At 66.8% G+C, this 19,148-nt stretch carries 18 protein-coding genes; 16 read left to right on the top strand and 2 right to left on the bottom strand.

The genetic code is table 11. The features are described from left to right. The first annotated feature begins 177 nt into the window (after positions 1-177). From infC to A5764_RS10430, 4 genes are all read left to right on the top strand, one after another. Entirely contained in the window at positions 178-786 is a 609-nt protein-coding gene (infC, locus tag A5764_RS10445; protein WP_082951635.1) for a translation initiation factor IF-3, read from the top strand. A gap of 42 nt (positions 787-828) precedes the next feature. Then, positions 829-1,023: a 50S ribosomal protein L35 gene (gene rpmI / locus A5764_RS10440; RefSeq protein WP_067112672.1), complete on the top strand. Its 195-nt coding sequence runs from the start codon at positions 829-831 to the stop codon at positions 1,021-1,023. A gap of 74 nt (positions 1,024-1,097) precedes the next feature. After that, a complete protein-coding gene (gene rplT, locus A5764_RS10435; protein WP_067112669.1) occupies positions 1,098-1,493 on the top strand; it encodes a 50S ribosomal protein L20 in 396 nt (131 codons plus the stop codon). 10 nt (positions 1,494-1,503) lie between these two features. Further along, positions 1,504-2,292, top strand: a complete 789-nt coding sequence (locus A5764_RS10430; RefSeq protein ID WP_067112666.1) for an RNA methyltransferase — start codon at positions 1,504-1,506, stop codon at positions 2,290-2,292. A gap of 119 nt (positions 2,293-2,411) precedes the next feature. Here A5764_RS10430 and A5764_RS10425 read toward each other — a convergent pair whose 3' ends face one another. Next, positions 2,412-3,458, bottom strand: coding sequence for an oxygenase MpaB family protein (locus A5764_RS10425; protein ID WP_067112662.1), 1,047 nt, complete (start codon positions 3,456-3,458; stop codon positions 2,412-2,414). Between the two features lie 241 nt (positions 3,459-3,699). Here A5764_RS10425 and A5764_RS10420 point away from each other — a divergent pair, with 241 nt between their 5' ends. The 5 genes from A5764_RS10420 to A5764_RS10400 all read left to right on the top strand — a co-directional run bounded on the left by A5764_RS10420 (position 3,700) and on the right by A5764_RS10400 (position 10,608). After that, the gene (locus A5764_RS10420; RefSeq protein ID WP_369807301.1) at positions 3,700-4,545 is read left to right on the top strand and encodes an adenylate/guanylate cyclase domain-containing protein; all 846 of its coding nucleotides are present in this window, start codon (positions 3,700-3,702) and stop codon (positions 4,543-4,545) included. 18 nt (positions 4,546-4,563) lie between these two features. Continuing rightward, positions 4,564-5,352 carry a rhomboid-like protein gene (locus A5764_RS10415; RefSeq protein WP_067112659.1) on the top strand — a complete coding sequence of 263 codons (789 nt, stop codon included), beginning with the start codon at positions 4,564-4,566 and terminating at the stop codon, positions 5,350-5,352. Between the two features lie 123 nt (positions 5,353-5,475). Further along, positions 5,476-6,519, top strand: a complete 1,044-nt coding sequence (pheS, locus tag A5764_RS10410; protein WP_067112656.1) for a phenylalanine--tRNA ligase subunit alpha — start codon at positions 5,476-5,478, stop codon at positions 6,517-6,519. Then, positions 6,519-9,014, top strand: coding sequence for a phenylalanine--tRNA ligase subunit beta (gene pheT, locus A5764_RS10405; protein WP_067112653.1), 2,496 nt, complete (start codon positions 6,519-6,521; stop codon positions 9,012-9,014). Before pheS ends, pheT begins: the two co-directional genes overlap by 1 nt. A gap of 154 nt (positions 9,015-9,168) precedes the next feature. Then, positions 9,169-10,608, top strand: a complete 1,440-nt coding sequence (locus A5764_RS10400) for a PE family protein (protein WP_067112649.1) — start codon at positions 9,169-9,171, stop codon at positions 10,606-10,608. 5 nt (positions 10,609-10,613) lie between these two features. Here the strand turns inward: A5764_RS10400 and A5764_RS10395 are convergent, their stop codons facing one another. Continuing rightward, complete coding sequence (locus tag A5764_RS10395; protein ID WP_067112648.1) at positions 10,614-10,886, bottom strand: hypothetical protein; 273 nt, start codon at positions 10,884-10,886, stop codon at positions 10,614-10,616. A gap of 165 nt (positions 10,887-11,051) precedes the next feature. On the opposite strand from A5764_RS10395, the gene A5764_RS29835 reads away from it, so the two are divergent. From A5764_RS29835 to A5764_RS10365, 7 genes are all read left to right on the top strand, one after another. Continuing rightward, positions 11,052-12,749, top strand: a complete 1,698-nt coding sequence (locus A5764_RS29835; RefSeq protein WP_067112644.1) for a PE family protein — start codon at positions 11,052-11,054, stop codon at positions 12,747-12,749. A gap of 147 nt (positions 12,750-12,896) precedes the next feature. Further along, on the top strand, positions 12,897-13,283 hold the full coding sequence (locus tag A5764_RS10385; protein ID WP_156664609.1) for a hypothetical protein: 387 nt from the start codon (positions 12,897-12,899) through the stop codon (positions 13,281-13,283). A 44-nt stretch (positions 13,284-13,327) separates the two neighbouring features. After that, the gene (locus tag A5764_RS10380) at positions 13,328-13,996 is read left to right on the top strand and encodes a hypothetical protein (protein ID WP_156664608.1); all 669 of its coding nucleotides are present in this window, start codon (positions 13,328-13,330) and stop codon (positions 13,994-13,996) included. 109 nt (positions 13,997-14,105) lie between these two features. Then, on the top strand, positions 14,106-15,146 hold the full coding sequence (locus A5764_RS29830; protein WP_067112777.1) for a PE family protein: 1,041 nt from the start codon (positions 14,106-14,108) through the stop codon (positions 15,144-15,146). Positions 15,147-15,261: 115 nt separating this feature from the next. Beyond that, positions 15,262-15,483: a hypothetical protein gene (locus A5764_RS28215; protein WP_156664607.1), complete on the top strand. Its 222-nt coding sequence runs from the start codon at positions 15,262-15,264 to the stop codon at positions 15,481-15,483. A 530-nt stretch (positions 15,484-16,013) separates the two neighbouring features. After that, positions 16,014-17,618, top strand: coding sequence for a PE family protein (locus A5764_RS10370; protein ID WP_067112635.1), 1,605 nt, complete (start codon positions 16,014-16,016; stop codon positions 17,616-17,618). A gap of 391 nt (positions 17,619-18,009) precedes the next feature. Further along, the coding region (locus A5764_RS10365; RefSeq protein WP_156664606.1) for a PE family protein at positions 18,010-19,148 on the top strand (1,139 nt) is incomplete at its 3' end.

Raw genomic sequence — 19,148 nt, 5'->3', positions numbered from 1 at the left:
GTTCCGCGGGTAGCGCGGGCGGCTTGAGTATTCTCAAGCCACGATCGGTCGGCATTGGGCCCTGCTTGTGCAGGGCCTTTTTGCTGATGGTGTGGTGTTTCCACCGCTGACTCCGGACGGGCTTCATGGGACTGGCCGCGACTGCAGGACGAATAGAAGCCCAACAAGGGAGGCCCCATCAGCACTGAGACCCGCGTCAACGAGCGCATCCGCGTACCTGAAGTCCGATTGATAGGCCCAGGAGGCGAGCAGGTAGGCATAGTGCGCATCGAAGACGCACTGCGCGTCGCCGCGGACGCCGATCTCGACCTCGTCGAAGTTGCCCCGAACGCCAGACCGCCGGTCTGCAAGATCATGGACTACGGCAAGTTCAAATACGAGGCGGCGCAAAAGGCGCGCGAATCCCGCCGCAACCAACAGCAGACCGTCGTCAAAGAACAAAAGCTGCGACCAAAAATCGACGATCACGATTACGAGACCAAGAAGGGCCACGTGATCCGCTTCCTGGAGGCGGGATCGAAGGTCAAGGTCACCATCATGTTTCGCGGGCGTGAGCAGTCGCGGCCCGAACTGGGCTACCGATTGCTGCAGCGGTTGGGCGCCGACGTCGCCGACTACGGATTCGTGGAAACGTCCGCCAAGCAGGACGGCCGCAACATGACGATGGTGCTGGCACCGCACCGCGGCGCGAAGACCCGGGCCAGGGCGCGGCACCCCGAAGGGCCGGAGGGCGGCGCGGCGCCGGAGTCCGAGGCGGAGCCGGACGCGACACCGTCGTCCAACTGACCTGACAGCGAAGAACAGCAGAACTCGAGAAGCAGAGGAAACATGCCCAAGGCCAAGACCCACAGCGGGGCCTCGAAACGGTTCCGGCGCACCGGAACCGGCAAGATCGTCCGCCAGAAAACCAACCGGCGGCACTTGTTGGAGCACAAGCCGTCCACGCGTACGCGCCGGCTGGAAGGCCGCACGGAGGTGTCGGCCAACGACACCCGGCGTGTCAACAAACTGCTGAACGGCTGACCCTTAACAGATCGAGCGCCGGACCCAACCGGCCATCTGACCCATTTACTGCCTGAACGAGAGTAGGAACATCCATGGCACGCGTGAAGCGGGCAGTCAACGCCCACAAGAAGAGGCGCAGCGTCCTCAAGGCCTCGAAAGGCTATCGCGGCCAGCGATCCCGGCTCTACCGCAAAGCCAAAGAGCAGCAGCTGCATTCGCTGCAGTACGCGTACCGCGACCGCCGCGCGCGCAAGGGTGAGTTCCGCAAGTTGTGGATCTCGCGGATCAACGCGGCCGCGCGGGCCAACGACATCACCTACAACCGGCTGATCCAGGGCCTGAAGGCCGCCGGTGTGGAGGTGGACCGCAAGAACCTCGCCGACATCGCGATCACGGACCCGGCGGCTTTCACCGCGCTGGTCGACGTCGCGCGGGCGGCCCTGCCCGACGACGTCAACGCCCCGTCGGATTCCGGAGAGGCGGCTTAGCCCGGCGACGATGCCGGCCGCGCTCACCGAACGCTCGGCCCGGGTGGCCGCGGCGGTCAAATTGCATCGGCATGTCGGTCGCCGGCGGGCGGGCCGGTTTCTCGCCGAAGGCCCCAACCTGGTCGAGGCCGCATCGGCTCGCGGATTGGTGCGCGACCTGTTCGTCACCGACGCGGCGGCGCAGCGACACGCCCCGCTGCTGGCCGCCCAGCGATGCCCGATCCACGTGATCACCGAGCGGGCCGCAAAAGCGTTGTCCGACACCGTCACTCCGTCGGGATTGGTGGCGGTCTGCGACATGCCGGAGACCGGCCTGCGGGAGGTGCTGGCCGGCCCACCCCGGCTGGTCGCGGTAGCCGTCGAGGTCGGTGAGCCCGGCAACGCGGGCACGCTCATTCGCATCGCTCACGCGATGGGCGCCGGGGCGGTGATCCTGGCCGGGCACAGTGTCGATCCCTACAACGGCAAGTGCCTGCGCGCCTCGGCCGGCAGCATGTTCTCGATTCCGGTCGTCGCGGCGCCCGACGCCGACGCCGCGGTCGCCGCGCTGCGGGACGCCGGGCTGGCAGTGCTGGCCACCACCGTCGACGCCGATATGCGCCTCGACGAGGCCGACCTCGTGTCGCCGACGGCGTGGTTGTTCGGGGCCGAAGCGCACGGTCTGTCGGCCCGGCTCGCGCAGGCGGCGGATCACCGCGTGCGCATCCCGATGTCCGGCGGCGCCGAGAGCCTGAACGTGGCCGCCGCCGCGGCCATCTGCCTCTACCAGAGCGCCCAGGCGCTGGGCTGCTTGCGCTGAGCATCCTGGGCGCGCTTGTCACTATCGAGTGTCTGCGGTGAGTGATTCGACTTCGCGTGTAGCGCGGCCCGAAGCCGGGGATGGCGCGCTGAGCGCAGACTCGATGGGTGCCTGGACCCTTAAGCGGCCTTTCTGCCACGACCCCTCGCCGGCCGTCGGCCGGTAAGCGAGAGCGTGCCGTGCACCAGCGATCCCGCCCGCTCCATCAGGAATTTGGCCGGGTCCAGCGGAGAGCGGGGCCGCGGCGGGAAATAATGCATCGGCAGCCCGTGCCGGTCGCGCGGCGGCGCCACGAAAGCCGGCGCCTCGACCAACGGCGCGTCGCTGGGCAGGCGTCCCTCGGCGCGGCGGTAGGCGGCCAGGGCGCGGGGGTGCAGCCGGATTTCGTCGGGGACCGCCAGGAAAGCCAGCTCGACCGCCTTGCCGAACAGGCGCAGCAGCACCTCGTCGCCGGGCGTCCAGCGCATTCCGGCCTTCTCCCGGACCGCCGGCTCGAACAGTCCCGCCGCGATCCAGCGCTGGCCCGCGACCAGCGGCTTGAGCATCTGGTCCCAGATCGGCGTCGGCATCAGCACGAATTTCGGCTTGGGAATCCGGATCTGGAAGATGTCCAGTGTCGCCCGGTTGATCTCCAGCTCCTCGCGGCAGACCCGATCCCAGTACTCCTGGAACTCCTCCCACGACTTGGGCACGGGCCGCATGCTCATCCCGTACATCCGGTACCACTGCACGTGCTCGTCGAAGAGCTGCCGCTTCTCGGCCTCGGTCAGGCCCCCGCAGAAGTACTCGGCCACCTTGATCACCAACATGAAGAACGTGGCGTGCGCCCAGTAGAAGGTTTCCGGATTCAGCGCGTGGTAGCGCCGCCCCGCGGCGTCGACGCCCTTGATGGTGCGGTGGTAGCTCTTGATCTGCTGGCCGGTCTCGGGCGCGCGGTCACCGTCGTAGACGACGCCCATGATCGGGTACACCGACCGGGCCACCCGCTGCAATGGTTCGCGCAACACGATCGAATGCTCTTCGACGCCCGCGCCGAGCTCCGGGTACATGTTCTGGATGGCGCCGATCCAGATGCCCATCATCCCGGTCCGGAGGTCGCCGAAATATCTCCAAGTGAGCGATTCGGGCCCGAGCGGATGAGCGGATCTCGTTGCAATGGCAGTCATCTCGGCCTCCTGCGCGCCTCACTGCGCTCACGATAACTTTGACAACGCACGTTGTCTACGATTTCGCCGTGTGCCGCGACGGGGTGTTACCGAGTCTCGACAGCGCCGCCGCACGTGTGTGATCGGCCATGGGCCGGCCGCGACCGGGCTGCCCGCGCGTGTCGGCACCGCCTACCCTTGCCATGTGGATGTTGGACGTCGAGATACGGAGTCCGGCGAATCCGAAGAGGCGGTCGCCACGATTGCCCCGCCTGCCGAGGGGAGGCGGTCGCCGGCCCGGTGGCTGCGCACGACGAATCACAGCCCGAATGTGGTCGCGTTCATCCGGCGGGCGCGGCGGCTGCTGCCCGGCGATCCCGAGTTCGGGGACCCGCTCTCCACCGCGGGCGAGGGTGGCCCACGCGCCGCGGCGCGGGCCGCCGACCGGCTCCTGGGGGACCGGGAAGCGGCCTCGCGCGAGCTGAGCCTGGGTGTGCTGCAGGTGTGGCAGGCACTCACCGAGACGGTTTCCCGGCGGCCGGCGAACCCCGAGGTCACACTGGTTTTCACCGACCTGGTCGGCTTCTCGGATTGGTCGTTGCAGGCGGGTGACGAGGCGGCCCTGGCGCTGCTGCGTCAGGTCGCGCGCGCCATCGAACCGCCGCTCCTCGACGCCGGTGGCCAAATCGTCAAACGCATGGGTGACGGCCTGATGGCCGTGTTCCGCGATCCGACCGTGGCCCTGCGCGCGGTGCTGGCCGCCAAGGAGGCGCTGAAGTCCGTTGAGGTGGCGGGCCATACACCGCGTATGCGGGTCGGCATCCACACCGGCCGGCCGCAGCGGATGGCCGCGGACTGGCTGGGCGTCGACGTCAACGTCGCCGCCCGCGTCATGGAACGCGCCACCAAGGGCGGGATCATGGTGTCGAGTTCGTCACTGGATTTGATCCCCCAAAGCGAGCTGGACGCGCTGGGCGTCGACGCCAAACGCGCACGCAAACCGGTATTTGCGGCCAAAACCTCCGGCGTGCCCGCCGACCTGGCGATATATCGGCTGAGGACTCTTAGGGACTTGACAGCCTCCGATCACACTTCCGAAACGGATTAGTCGACATAATGGATGTCAATGTTTGGGGGCATCTTCTCCCGGCTTGCCCGGGTCCAGTTCACCGTGGGGTACGTGGCGGTCCTGCTCGCCATCAGCTGCGCCATCCTGGCGCTCGGCCCCCACGCGCACGACGTGCTCGTTGAGCGCGCCAGCACCAACCTGCACAACCTGGCGCACGGCCACATCGGGACCCTGCTGGGCAGCGCGCTGGTCGTCGATGCGGGCCCGCTCTACTTCTGGTTGCCGTTCCTGACCTGCCTGCTCGCGCTAGCGGAGCTGCATCTGCGGACTATCCGGCTGGTCGTGGCATTTGTCGTCGGCCACATCGGCGCCACGCTGGTGGTGGCGGCCGCCCTCGCAGCGGCCGTCGAGTTCGGCTGGCTGCCGATGTCGATCACCCGTGCCAGCGATGTCGGGATGAGCTACGGAGCCCTGGCGGTGCTCGGGGCGATGACGGCGGTGATTCCCGCCCGTTGGCGTGCGGCGTGGGTCGGCTGGTGGATGGCTGCGGGCCTGGCCGCGGCGATCATCGGTGGCGACTTCACCGACGCGGGTCACACCGTGGCCGTCGTCCTGGGCGTGCTCGTGTCGGCCCGCTTCCGGCAGCCGGTCCACTGGACCCCGGTGCGGCTGCTGATGCTGGTCGCCTCCTCGGGGTTCGGCTTCCTGGTGCTGGCGCACCACTGGGGGACGATGGCCGCCGCGCCGGCGTTCGGTGTGCTGGGCGCGCTGGCGGCGCACAAGATCGTCCAACTGGGCGCCGAGCGGGGCGTGCTGAGCGCACCGCAACCGGCCGCAGCCGGCTAGCGTCTCGGCGGCCGTCCGCGCAGCACGCGCCGAGCGGCGTGCACCGAATCCCCTATGATCGGCACTTGCGCTGGGCGACTTCAGCCCGTCCAATAGCCTCGTCAGCAAGGAGAGTGCCGCCGCGTGGGCGATCAACCCGTCGACCTGTCGCCGGAAGCGTTGACCGAGGCGGTCACCGCCGCCCAGCGGGCCATCGCACTTGCCGGCGACCTGGACGCGCTGGCGCGGGTCAAGACCGAGCACCTCGGTGACCGCTCGCCACTGGCCCTGGCCCGGCAAGCGCTGGGCAAAGTGCCCAAAGACGAGCGCGCCGACGCCGGCAAGCGGGTCAACGCCGTGCGCGGCGAGGTCCAACGCAGCTACGACGAACGGCTGGCGGCGCTGCGCGCCGAGCGCGACGTCGCGGTGCTTGTCGCCGAGGCCATCGACGTCACCCTGCCGTCGACCCGGCAACCGCCCGGTGCCCGGCACCCGATCACGATCTTGGCCGAGCACATCGCCGACACCTTCATCGCGATGGGATGGGAGCTGGCCGAGGGCCCGGAGGTGGAAACCGAGCAATTCAACTTCGACGCCCTCAACTTCCCCGCCGACCACCCCGCCCGCAGCGAGCAGGACACCTTCTATCTCGCGCCGGAGGACTCCAGGCAGCTGCTGCGCACCCACACCTCGCCCGTGCAGGTGCGCACCCTGCTGCAGCGCGAGCTGCCCGTCTACATCGTCTCGATCGGCCGCACGTTCCGCACCGACGAACTCGACGCCACCCATACCCCGGTGTTCCACCAGGTCGAGGGGCTCGCGGTCGACCGCGGTCTGTCCATGGCGCACCTGCGGGGAACGCTGGACGCGTTCGCCCGGGCCGAGTTCGGACCCACCGCGCGCACCCGGATCCGGCCGCACTTCTTCCCGTTCACCGAACCGTCCGCCGAGGTCGACGTCTGGTTCCCCAACAAGAAGGGCGGCGCCGACTGGGTCGAGTGGGGCGGCTGCGGAATGGTGCATCCAAACGTGTTGCGGGCCGCGGGAATTGACTCCGAGGTGTATTCCGGCTTCGCGTTCGGCATGGGCCTGGAGCGCACCCTGCAGTTCCGCAACGGGATCCCGGACATGCGCGACATGGTCGAGGGCGACGTCCGGTTTTCGTTGCCGTTCGGGGTGGGTGCCTGATGCGCCTTCCCTACAGCTGGCTGCGCGAAGTCGTCGCTGCCGGCGCGCCGGGCTGGGATGTCGCCCCCGCCGAGCTCGAGCAGACGCTGGTGCGCATCGGCCACGAGGTCGAAGAGGTGATCAACCTGGGCCCGGTCGACGGTCCGCTGACCGTCGGGCGGGTCACCGCCATCGAAGAACTCACCGATTTCAAAAAGCCGATCCGCGCCTGCCTGGTCGACGTCGGCGTGGGCGAGCCACGCGGGATCGTCTGCGGCGCGACGAACTTCACGGTCGGCGATCTGGTCGTGGTCGCGTTGCCGGGCACCACCCTGCCCGGGGGCTTCGCGATCACGGCCCGCAAGACCTACGGCCGCAACTCCGACGGGATGATCTGCTCGGCGGCCGAACTCGGCTTGGGCGCAGACCATTCCGGGATCTTGGTGCTGCCGCCCGGCACCGCGGCACCAGGAGCCGACGCTGCCGCGGTGCTGGGACTGGACGACGTGGTGTTCCACCTGGCGATCACCCCCGACCGCGGCTACTGCATGTCGGTGCGGGGCCTGGCCCTGGAGATCGCCTGCGCCTACGACCTGGACTTCGTCGACCCCGCCAGCAACGAGGTGGTCAAGCCCCTGCCCGCCGACGGGGAGGCGTGGCCGCTGACCGTGCAGGCCGAAACGGGTGTGCGCCGGTTCGCGCTGCGCCCGGTCACCGGGATCGACCCCGCCGCGGTGTCGCCGTGGTGGCTGCAGCGCAGGCTGCTGCTGTCCGGCATCCGCGCGACGTACCCGGCTGTGGACGTCACCAACTACGTGATGCTGGAACTCGGCCACCCCATGCACGCCCACGACCGCAACCGCGTCACCGGTGGCTTCGGTGTCCGGTTCGCCCGGGCCGGTGAGACCGTCGTCACGCTGGATGACGTTGAGCGGCGGCTGGATTCGGCGGACGTCCTGATCGTCGACGACGCGGCGACGGCGGCGATCGCCGGCGTCATGGGGGCGGCGACCACCGAGGTGCGCGACGATTCGACCGACGTGCTGCTTGAGGCGGCGGTGTGGGATCCGGCCGGGGTGTCGCGCACGCAGCGCAGATTGCACCTGCCGAGCGAGGCCGCGCGGCGTTATGAGCGCGCGGTCGATCCGGCCATTTCGGTGGCTGCGCTGGACCGCTGTGCCGCGCTGCTGGCCGAGATCGCCGGGGGAGCGGTGTCGCCGACGCTGACCGATTGGCGCGGGGAGCCGCCACGCGATGACTGGTCGCTGCCGCCGGTCCGGATCGCCGCCGACCTGCCGGACCGCTTCGCCGGGGTGGCTTATGCCCCCGGCACGACCACCCGCCGGCTGGGCCAAATCGGCGCCACCGTGGTCGCCGAGGGTGACGCGCTGACCGTGACGCCGCCGAGCTGGCGGCCGGACTTGGTGCAGCCGGCCGACCTCGTCGAGGAGGTCATGCGGCTGGAGGGTCTGGAGGTCATCCCGTCGGTGCTGCCCTCGGCTCCCGCGGGCCGTGGACTCAGCGCCGTGCAGAAGCGCCGCCGCGCGATCGGCAAGTCGCTGGCCCAGTCCGGTTACGTCGAAATCCTGCCGACGCCGTTCTTGCCAGCCGGTGTCTTCGACCTGTGGGGCCTGGCGCCCGACGACCCGCGGCGCACCACCACGCATGTGCTCAACCCGCTGGAAGCCGACCGCCCCGAGCTGGCCACCACACTGCTGCCCGCCCTGCTGGAAGCCTTGGCGCGCAACGTATCCCGTGGACTGGTCGATGCCGCGCTGTTCGCGCTGGCGCAGGTGGTTCAGCCGATCGAAACCACGCGCGGTGTCGAACTCATCCCGGTCCACCGCCGGCCCACCGACACCGAGATCGCCATGCTGGACGCGTCGTTGCCGCGGCAGCCACAGCACGTGGCCGCGGTGCTGACCGGCCTGCGTGAACCGCGGGGGCCCTGGGGCCCGGGCCGCCGGGTGGAGGCCGCCGACGCGTTCGAGGCAGTCCGGATTGTCGCGCGCGCCAGCGGTATTGACGTTCGGTTGCGGGCCGCCCAATATTTGCCCTGGCATCCGGGTCGCTGCGCCGAGGTGCTCGTGGGGGAGACCTGCGTCGGTCACGCGGGCCAGCTGCATCCCGCCGTGATCGAGCGCTCCGGGCTACCGAAGGGCACTTGCGCCATGGAGTTGGACCTCGACGCGATTCCCATCGTCGAGCTATTGCCGGCCCCGAGGGTGTCGCCGTTCCCGGCCGTGTTCCAGGACGTCAGCCTGGTGGTGTCCACGGACGTTCCCGCCCAGGCTGTGGCGGACGCCGTGCGCGAGGGGGCCGGCGAACTTCTGGAAGACCTTCAGCTGTTCGACGTGTTCACCGGTCCGCAGATCGGCGAGGACCGCAAATCTTTGACGTTCGCGCTGCGCTTCCGCGCGCCGGATCGCACGCTCACCGAAGACGACGCCAGCGCCGCCCGCGACGCCGCGGTGCGACACGCCGCGGAAGCGGTGGGCGCCGAACTTCGCGCCTAGCGGTATTAGCCCGCGCCCTGCTCCAACCCCGCGCGACGCGATCTACGACCCCCCGCGCCGTTTTCTACGCGCTCTGACCGATGGTCTTCGTCGACAACGCCGAAAAGATCTTACTTGCAAGTAAGAACTGATCATCGGGCAAAGGGAGATCGATATGTCGTTTGTCGTTGCGGCGCCGGAGCTGATCGAGGGGGCAGCCCAGGACTTGGCGGGCATTCATTCGTCGCTGGCGGAGGCCGCCGAAAGCGCGACGGGCCCGACGACTGGCATCGCGGCCGCGGCTGAAGATGAGGTATCCGTCGCGATCGCGTCGATGTTCGGCGACTTCGGCCGGCAGTTCCAAGCCGTGAGCGCGCAAGCGCAGGCGTTTCATGCGGAGTTCATGTCCTTGATGAACGCCGGCGCCGGCGCCTATGTGAGCGCTGAGGCGGCGAATGTCGAGCAAACTCTGCTGGGGGCCGCGAGCGCGCCCGCCGCCGCTCCCGCTGCGGCGCTTGACGTCGTGAACAGTTTCGGCGCCACCGTCGCCGCTCCGTATCAAACGCTGGTTTCCACCACGGCCAACAACTTGCAAAGCCTCGTAGGTGCGGTCGCGGCGAACCCGGCGCCGTTGCTGCACCAGTTCGTCACCAATCAGCTGACCTACGGCCAGGCCATCGCCACCGGGTTCCAAAGCGCCGTCCAGAACCTGCCCGCGGAGTTCGTCAACTTACCCGCGACCATTCAGGCGGGTGTTCAGGGAGTGTTCCCCACCATTCAGCAGTTCGTGAACAACCAGACCGGCTACGCACAGTTGATCGCCACGTCGCTGCAGAACGCCGGCAACGACGTCATGGCGGGCCTGAACGCGTTCCCGGTGAGCCTGCAGACGGGACTGCAGACCCTCATGAGCGGCGACATCACCGGCGGCGTGCTCCAGCTCGGCGGCGCCTTCTTGGCCCCGGTCTTCACCAACCTCAACGTCATCCAGGATCCGGTTAGCGGACTTCTCAACATCACGCCGGGCGGCGCGTTGGGAGATCTGTTGCCGATCCTCGGCATCCCCGGGCAAATGGCGCAGAACTTCACCAACCTGCTGCCGGCCGGTTCCGTCCCTGCCACGATGGCGCAACACGCGACCAATTTGCTGACGACGCTGACCGACCTGTCGCAGACGTTGGACCTGAACACCGGCAACCTGCATGTTGGGCTGCCGCTGGTACTCGCACTCGATGCGCTCGGTCCGCCGGTTGCCACGCTGCAGGCGGTGGGATCCAGCGCGAGCGCGTTCATCGGCGCGGCGCAAACCGGCGACGGGCTCGGGGCATTGGCCGCGCTGATCGATGCCCCTGCCGTCATCGCGAATGGTTTCCTCAACGGGCAGGCGGCGCTACCCCTGCCGGCGTTGCTCGGGGGGCCCGGCGGCATCGAAACGATCACCGCCATCCCGGTCGGCGGGATCCTCACGCCTCCGCAGTTTGCCTCGCTCAGCATCCCGGCGTTTGGGCCCGGATCTCTCACGCTCAGCGGCACATCCTTCGGGGGAATCCTTCCTGGGCTGCTGGTGTTCCTGCCCGAGCAACTAGCGCAGGCCATCGGCGCGCCGCTCGCGTAGGGGATTCACGTCGCGGGCTGCTCACTCCGCTCAACCTTCCCCAGGTCTTCGTTGACCTCGGTGGCGGCGATCTTGCGCCGCTCGAACTCTCGGGCAACCCGATCGGAGGCCTGATTCCTGGGTTGCTTGGTTTCCCTGCCCAGTTTGCGGCGGACATCGCTGCTGTTTTGTAGGCCGCTGGTCGGTGTCCTTCCCTCGGCCGTTTGGGCGAGTTGTCCGCAATCCGTCGAACCGTAACGAAAGCTGTGAAAACGCTCGTTGTATTTCTTCCCGGGCATCTGCGCTGGTTACGCTCACGTTCGTCTTGGTTACTGGGGGGTAACGACCCAAGAACGTGAGCCCGGGGGACCCCAGTACACCGACGCACCGAGGTCCTATTAGGCTCATGTCGAATATTGCATGACCAGTGGTCATCGCGTTTGTGAGCCGAGGAGAGGACTGACATGTCGTTTGTGATCGCAACGCCGGATCTGGTCGAAAGCGCGGCCCAGAATCTGGCGGGCATTCGTTCAGCGCTGGCCGAGGCCGCCGCGACCGCGGCCGGCCCCACGACTGGGATCGCGGCCGCTGCTCAGGACGAGGTATCGGTCACGATCGCTTCGATGTTCGGCGACTTCGGCCAGGAATTTCAGGCACTCAGCGCGCAGGCTCAGGCGTTCCATCAGCAGTTTGTCTCGTTGATGAATGCGGGCGCGGGCGCCTACGCCAGTGCGGAGGCCGCCAACGCCGCGCAGGGTCTGCTGGGTGGCGGCGTCGACGGCGGGATCCTTGGGGGCGTCAGCCAAAGCCTCGGCGGGGCGATGGCGGGCGGACAGGCGACCGTTGGACAGGTCGCCGCCAGCATCGGCGCTGGGCTGAACGGCGCCGTGACCACGCTGCCCAGCGGCACCATCGGCGCGATGGTCGGTGGTGAGATGCAGACTGGCGCGCAAGCTCTTTCGAATGCCATCGCCAACTCGCCGCTTGCGGCCGGCGCACTGCAGACGAGCGGGGCGGCCGGGCTCGTTAGCGGCCTGAACTCGTTCGGTGCCACGGTCGCCGCGCCGTACCAAGCGCTGGTTTCGAATACGTTCAACAACCTGCAAGCCATCGGAAGCACCTTCAGCGCCAATCCCTTCCCGTTCCTGCACCAGCTGGTCAATAACCAGATCGGCTACGCACAGACGATCGGTTCTTCGATCGCGACCGGCATCCAAAACCTGCCGGCCGAGTTGGTCAACCTGCCGACAACGATTCAGACCGGCATCCAGGGCTTGGCCACCTTCAACCCCGCCGGCCTGCTGCAGCAGGCCGTCAACAACCAGATCGGTTACGCCCAGACCATCGTCACCGGGCTACAGAATGCCGGCAATGACCTCGTTACCGGGTTGAGCGGATTGCCCGCGAGTTTCCAGGCGGCCGGTCAGGCCCTTGCGGCCGGTGACATGCAGGGCGCGTTCAACGCTGTCACACAGGGCCTGGAGAATGTCGTGCTTCCCGGCTTCCAGCAAGTCAGCTTCGACATCGCTGAGCTCGGGTCGCCGACGGCGACGCCCCTGGCGATCACTCCGCTCGGCCCGCTGGGAGATCTGGCGCCCATCTTCGCCATTCCGGGCCAGATGGCGCAGAACGTCACCAACCTTTTGCCCGCGGGTTCCATCCCCGCGCAGATGTCGCAGAACTTCACCAACCTGGTAGACACGTTCACGAACTTTGGGTCGACATTTAATCCGGGCGACCTCGGAATCACCTTCGGGTTGCCTTTGCAGGTCATTTTCGATGGGATCGGTGCGCCGGCCAACGCGCTGAGCTCACTCAATTCCAGCGCCGTGGCGTTCGTTACTGCGGTGCAAGCCGGAGACCCGTTGGGCGCCGCGGCAGCGCTGATCGACTCCCCGGCCAACGTCGCGAATGGCTTCCTCAACGGCCAGGCGTTCATAAGCCTGCCGCCGCTGACAACCACCGTGACGGCTGGTGGCATCCCGCTCCTGGATATCACCGCGACGGCCCAGATCCCGTTGGGCGGGTTACTTACCCCTCTGAGTCCGGTTGTTCTCGCTGGCGGCTTGGGGGCGGTTCCGGGCACCCCGATCGGTGGCTTGATTCCGGGCTTGCTGAGCTTCGGGTCTGAGCTCGCCGCCGCCATCGCGCCCATCGGCTAGTAGTTAAAGGGCCGGAGCGTCTGGTTGCCCGGCATCCTGCCCTGCATAAACGCGCACCCAAGCACCAATTTCCCCGCGCTGCGGCATGGCCTGTGACTAGGCTCACATTTGCCTAGCCGGCCATCTGGTGACCGTCGGGATGCGTCGATGGGGGACGGGGATGTCGTTTCGATTCTCGACGCCCGACGAGGTCCAGGCGGCGCCCCGCCCGGCCTGATGCCGGCGGCCTCGAGCAGCAGCGTGGCCACCATCGAGAGCCCGTATCAAACGCTCTTCGCCAATACCGCCGCCAACCTGCAGGCCCTCAACGCCATATGGTCCGCCAACCCGGCGCCCTTCCTGCACCAGTTGATCGACAATCAAATCGGCTACGCGCAGACAATCGCCGCGGGGCTACAGGCTTTCCTCCAGAACCTCCCCGAATTGGCCAATTTGCCGGCGAACATCCAATCCGCGTTGCAGGCCCTTCTGACCTTCAACCCGGTGCCTTATCTGCAGCAGTTCATCAACAACCAGATCGCCTACGCCCAATAATCTCGACGGCGCTTCAGAATGCCGCCCACGACTTCGGTACCGGTTTGTTCGCCTTGCCTGGCGCATTCCAGTCGGCCTTCCAGGCCCTCATGGCCGGCGACGTCAGCGGCGCGGCGAGCGACATTACGCACGGATTCGTCGATCTCATCTTCACGGGCTTCAACGTCCAACAAACCGGGTTGACGACCTTCGCAATCACGCCGACGGGCAGCTTGGCGGACCTCTTGCCGATCCTCGCCATTCCCGGACAAATGGCGCAGAACTTCACTGATCTGCTGCTCGCCGGCTCGGTCCCCGCGCCGATCTCACAGAACTTCACCGACATCATCAATACCGCCACCGACACGTCGGTAACCGCTCCGTCGGCGGTCAACATCGTCATCTTCCCGCCCTCCGTCAATGTCTCGCTGGCCAACACATTTGGTTTGCCGGTGGCACTTGGCCTGGACGCGGTGGGCGCGCCGATTGACACGCTGAACGCCGTCGACGTCAGCGCCACGGCGTTTGTCAATGCCGTTCAAACGGGAGACGGGCTGGGGGCGGCGGCCGCCATCCTCGACGCTCCCGCCGTCGTCGCGAACGGCTTCCTGAATGGTGAAGCGACGCTGCCGGTGGGTTTCACCCTCGGGGCGTTTCCGACGACGATCAACGTGCCGCTGAATGGAATTCTCGTTCCGCCTATCCCGTACATCGCCACGGTGGCTGGCGAATGAGTGTCACAAAAATGATAAACGTCTTCCGCGGGACACATTTGCCCCATTAACCTCATCCACACCAGGGCCACCACCGGTGGACGCGTTGCTGAGTTGATGGGAGATGGGCATGTCGTTTGTCATCGCGGCGCCGGAGATGGTTCAGGCGGCGGCCGAAAACCTGGCGGGAGTTCGTGCGACGCTGAGCGAGGCGAGTGCTGCCGCCGCCGGCCCGACAACGGCGATGGTGGCCGCGGCCGAAGACCAGGTGTCGGCCGGAGTCGCGGCCCTATTCGGCGCATTCGGTCAGGAGTATCAGGCCCTCAGTGCCCAAACCCGGGCCTTCCATGAGCAGTTCGTCAATCTGTTGAATGCGGGCGCGGGTGCCTACCTCGGCGCCGAGGCCGCCAACGTCGAGCAGACGGTGGCGAGCGCGGTGAATGCTCCGGTGGAGGCGATGCTCGGGAATGGCACCGCCCCGGGCGGTGCCGCCGCGACCATCGGCGGGGTCGTCGGCCCGTATCAAAGCCTGATCGCGAACACCGCTGCCAACCTGCAGGGCATCGCCAGGACGTGGACTGACGTCACCGCACCCGCCCTGCTGGAGGCGATCGCCACGCAGACCAACCCCCAGCTGATCCTCACGGCGCTGCAGAGCGGAAACCCACTGCCGGTCCTGACGGCGTCCGGACGGCTCGCGCAAGGCTATGCCAACCTTTTCCAGGATCTGATCGTCCCGGCGTCGGTGTCGGCAACCTCCTTGAACCCGCCATCCTTCGCCATCGGGTTCGGTCTGCCCCAGCTCCTGGCCATCGATGCCGTGGGGGCGCCGGTCAATGCGGCGCTGGCCGCGTCATCGAGTAGCACAACGCTTTTCAACGCTGTTCGAACCGGCGACCCGCTGGCGGCATTCACCGCGTTCGTCGGCGCTCCCGCCAACATCGCCAACGCTTTCCTCAACGGCGAACAGACATTGTCGGTGCCGCTACCGGTGCCGGGACTGACGGCCAACGTTACATTTAACGGGCTTCTCGTTCCGCTGCAACCGTTTACGACGACGGCTACGCTGGCCGGCAATCCGGTCACGATCACCGGGCCGCGCATCGGCGGTCTCGTTCCCGCCCTGCTGGAATATACGCCCGAACTCCTCGCGTCGGCATTCGGAAGCTAACCGTACGGGCGCATGTTCAACGCTTCACATTAAGCTTATTTCGCCTAGGCCATCGTGGGAGGGTCTTTGTCGGCGACGGGATAGCATCCGGGAATTACCACGGCGCGGGCAGGACGTGGCGCAGGGCGCCTTAGGTCTATTCATCAGCCGATTCGACACCAGCAATTTGTCCACTATCAAGGCGCTTATGCCCGGCGGACACTTTCCGCCCATCCTCGCCATCCCCGCACAGCAGGCGCAGAACTTCGCCAGCCTGTTACCGCCGGGTTCCATCCCTGCACAGATGGCGCACAATTACGCCAAAACGGTCACCTCGGTCACCAATGCAAATGTCTGAATGAGCATTACGACAACCCCCGTCACCGTTCTCCCGGTAACACTCGGCGCCAACTTTGGCTTGGCGTTGTCGCTCGCCTTTTCGATCCTCGGTCCGCCGGTCTCGACGATGGACTGATTCGCAACCCGTGCGACGGTGTTCGGGGCCGCGCTGCAGAGCGGCAACGGTGTGGCGGCTATCGGCGCTTCCTCAACGGCGAAAACATTGGGACGTGAGCATGCCGGTGAGCGTGGGTCCTGTCTCGGTGCCGATGACGGTGCACCCGCCCTTCGACGATTCGTCGCTCGCCAAAGCCCGAGACGCTCTGAGTCGCCGCGGAAACCCACCTCGGGCGGCGCGGGTGACGCGGGCCTCGGCCAGTGCCGCGTCTGTTACCTTTCGTGACGGTGGCCCGGATGGGTGCGTCCAGCGCCGATTAACGGCACAAAAACGCCGGGTTATGCAGCGCGGATCCATCTGCTTATTAAACTCGTGTTTAACTCGATTTTCCTCGGGTAATCCCTGTCGGCGGTCAGTCGAAGGGAGCGGATATGTCATTGGTGATTGCCGTGCCCGAGCTGGTACAGGCGGCAGCCCAAGATTTGGCGGGTTTACAAACGTCGCTGGCCGAGGCGGCCGCGTACGTTGTCGGCCCTACGACCGGGGTAGTGCCGGCGGCCGCCGACGAGGTGTCGGCTGCGATCTCGGCGATGTTCGGCAACTTCGGCCAGCAATTCCAGTCGCTCAGCGCGCAAGCCCGGGCGTTTCATGCCGAGTTCGTCAACCTGATGAATGCGGGCGCCGGCGCCTACCTCAGCACCGAGGTTGCCAATGTCGAGCAGGCCCTGGCGAACGCGGTCAGCGCTCCGGTGGAAACGCTGCTGGGCGGCGGGGCCGCGCCGGGTGCGGCTGCCGCCGGCAATGGCCTCTTGGGCCTCCTCGGTCTTGGTGGCACCACTACGACGGGTAGCGCCGCTTCGCTCCTCGGAATTGGTTCCGGCTCAGGGCTTTTGGGCACCGGCGGGCTCACCGGCGCCACGAGCCCCCTCAGTGGGCTGCTTGGTGGTCTGACCGGCGGTACGAGCCCGCTCAGTGGGTTGCTTGGTGGTCTGACCGGTGGCCCGAGCCCGCTGAGTGGGCTTCTCGGTGGCGTAGGGGGCCTGGGCTTGCCGGGAGGGGTCCTGGGCTCGCTGGGAAACCTAGGCTCGCTTGGAACCAATCTGGGTTCGCTTTTGACGACTGCCCTTCCCGGCTTGCCCACTACGCTTGCCGGCCTTGCGAATTCGTCGACTCCGATTGCGAATTCACTGCTTCCCGGGCTGCTGAACCTACAAGCGGGGTCGGGCCCCTTCTTCACCGGTATCGCCGGGCCCTACGACGCCCTCGTCTACAACACGTGGAACAACCTGCAAAGCCTCGTCGGCGGCTGGCTGGCGGACCCGTTCCCATTCCTTCGCCAGTTCGTCGCCAACCAGATGGTCTACGGCCAGACCATCGCGACAGCTCTCCAAACAGGGAACTTCCAACCGGTCTCGGCAATACCCGGCCAGATCGCGCAGAACTTCTTCAATGTGGTTCACACGCTTACCGATACGAGCGTCACGCCGTCGCTGGATGTGACCTCGCTCACGCCGCCCAGCGTGACTCTGGACAACGCCGTCGGGCTGCAACTGGTATTCGGCGCCAGCCTGATGGGGCCGCCCGCCGTCACTCTGGAGGCCGCCGGGTACAGCGCGTCCACCTTCGCCTCGGCCGTCCAGGCCGGCAACGCCTCCGCGGCGTTCGCCGCCCTCATCGATGCGCCGGCCGTCATCGCCAACGGCTTCCTCAACGGCGAGGCGACGTTCCCCTACGCGCTGAACCTGTCGAGCCTCACCGGCCCCGTGGTCGGCAACATCGCGAACCTCAGCGTGGCCGCCGACTTCCCGCTGGACGGAATTCTGCATCCTCCCGGCTACTACCCGGTGACGGCAACGGTCACGATATTGGACGGCAGTGTTCTGCCGCCGATCGACGTCAACGTCGGCACCGGCAGTACGCCTTTCAGCGGCCTCCTGCCATTCCTCATCAACTACGCGCCCCAGCAGCTCGCCCAGGCGATCGGCGCGCCCGCAGCACCGCCGCCACTGATCTCGATACCGCTCTTAACCTTCTAAATCGCGGTCCGCAAACACCGGCGTCGGCGGAAAGGCCTTGTCATCATCTCGTTTTCGGTACGCTAATACCAATTGGCGTGTTTACTTTTTATTCGGCACATGCCAAATGCGGTGACCTGCAGCGCATACTACGGCGTGGGACCGGTAGCGAACCGAAAGTCCATCGGACGCAGCCACTCTGTGACCCGGAGGATCGCAAGCTGCCGGTTTCCGATCCGCGAGTTTGCTTTTCGGGCGTTGCCGCTCGGGCCGCAAGTTGCGCAGACGCGCCAACGTATGTGAAAACATTCATTTTCGGACATGGCTATACGGCGCGTGATTACGCTCAGCTTGCCTCGAACATTCGGGCTTATAAACGGATACCGCCGTTCATTTGTGTGGGGAGATGAACATGTCTTTTGTGGTCGCAGTTCCCGATCTCGTCGAGGTAGCAGCGCAAGATTTAGCGGGCATCCGCTCCGCACTGGACGAGGTGGCCCAGGCCATCGTCGCACCGACGACAAGCTTGGCGCCCGCGGCGGCGGACGAGGTATCTACCGCCATCGCATCGCTGTTCGGCACCTTCGGGCAAGAGTTTCAAGCGCTTAACGCCGAGGTTGCGACGTTCCACAACGCGTTCGTGAGCGCGTTGAGTGGGGGTGCCGCCGCATATGCCACGGCTGAGGTCGCCAACGGCGCTGCGCTGCTGTCGGGTAGTGGAAACCTGGCAGCCGACCTGGGCGCTGCTCTTTCTGGGTTGGGCGCCGACATCAGCGCCTCCCTCTCGGCCGGCTTGTCCAGCAGCCTTGGGGCCGCGCTGGGCGGAACCGTGGAAACAGTCCTCGGCGCTGGGCTCGGCGGCCTCGCCTTCCAGACCGGTGGCCTTTTCCTGCAGAGCATCGGCAGTGGGATGGTCCAGGCCGGTAACGCCATCGTGCAGGCTGGGCTCGCGCTCGAAAACAGTGGTGCGGCCTTGTCGGCTACGGGTGCGCAGCTGATCGCCCAGGCCAACACCGCCCTGCAGGCGCTTTTGAACGCGTCCTTCGGTGTTGACCTCAGCGCGGCATTGAACGCGAGCGTGGGCGGCAGCATTAACGGGTTGCTTCAAGCCGGTGGGAATCTTGGGGCCGGGCTGGGCAGCCTCGGCGCGAGCATCAACGCCGCGATCCAGACCGGCGAAACGTTGGCGGCCAACTTCTTTGCGGCTCTACCGCCATTGGCGTTGCCGCCGTTTGCGTTGCCGCCGTTTGCGTTGCCGCCGTTCACGTTGCCGCCGTTCACCCTGCCGAACTTGGGTGCGGACATTAGTGCGGGGTTGAACGCGTTGTTGTCGGGCAGCTTGGCGTTGCCGGGGTTGCCGCCGATTTCGTTGACGTTGCCGCCGTTTGCGTTGCCGCCGTTCACGTTGCCGCCGTTCACCCTGCCGAACTTGGGTGCGGACATTAGTGCGGGGTTGAACGCGTTGTTGTCGGGGAGCTTGGCGTTGCCGGGGTTGCCGCCGATTTCGTTGACGTTGCCGCCGTTTGCGTTGCCGCCGTTCACGTTGCCGCC

Source organism: Mycobacterium sp. 852002-51057_SCH5723018 (genome assembly GCF_001667035.1).
Taxonomy (GTDB): Bacteria; Actinomycetota; Actinomycetes; order Mycobacteriales; family Mycobacteriaceae; genus Mycobacterium.
This window is presented reverse-complemented; position numbering and strand designations above follow the sequence as displayed.

Excerpts from the sequence above, each read along its gene's own strand:
- pheT (WP_067112653.1), top strand. The coding sequence starts at position 6,519 with ATGCGCCTTCCCTACAGCTGGCTGCGCGAAGTCGTCGCTGCCGGCGCG.
- A5764_RS10385 (WP_156664609.1), top strand. The coding sequence starts at position 12,897 with ATGGGGGACGGGGATGTCGTTTCGATTCTCGACGCCCGACGAGGTCCA.
- A5764_RS10395 (WP_067112648.1), bottom strand. The coding sequence starts at position 10,886 with ATGCCCGGGAAGAAATACAACGAGCGTTTTCACAGCTTTCGTTACGGT.
- A5764_RS10430 (WP_067112666.1), top strand. The coding sequence starts at position 1,504 with ATGCCGGCCGCGCTCACCGAACGCTCGGCCCGGGTGGCCGCGGCGGTC.
- A5764_RS10415 (WP_067112659.1), top strand. The coding sequence starts at position 4,564 with ATGTTTGGGGGCATCTTCTCCCGGCTTGCCCGGGTCCAGTTCACCGTG.
- A5764_RS10370 (WP_067112635.1), top strand. The coding sequence starts at position 16,014 with ATGTCATTGGTGATTGCCGTGCCCGAGCTGGTACAGGCGGCAGCCCAA.
- A5764_RS29830 (WP_067112777.1), top strand. The coding sequence starts at position 14,106 with ATGTCGTTTGTCATCGCGGCGCCGGAGATGGTTCAGGCGGCGGCCGAA.
- A5764_RS10400 (WP_067112649.1), top strand. The coding sequence starts at position 9,169 with ATGTCGTTTGTCGTTGCGGCGCCGGAGCTGATCGAGGGGGCAGCCCAG.
- A5764_RS10425 (WP_067112662.1), bottom strand. The coding sequence starts at position 3,458 with ATGACTGCCATTGCAACGAGATCCGCTCATCCGCTCGGGCCCGAATCG.
- A5764_RS29835 (WP_067112644.1), top strand. The coding sequence starts at position 11,052 with ATGTCGTTTGTGATCGCAACGCCGGATCTGGTCGAAAGCGCGGCCCAG.
- rplT (WP_067112669.1), top strand. The coding sequence starts at position 1,098 with ATGGCACGCGTGAAGCGGGCAGTCAACGCCCACAAGAAGAGGCGCAGC.
- rpmI (WP_067112672.1), top strand. The coding sequence starts at position 829 with ATGCCCAAGGCCAAGACCCACAGCGGGGCCTCGAAACGGTTCCGGCGC.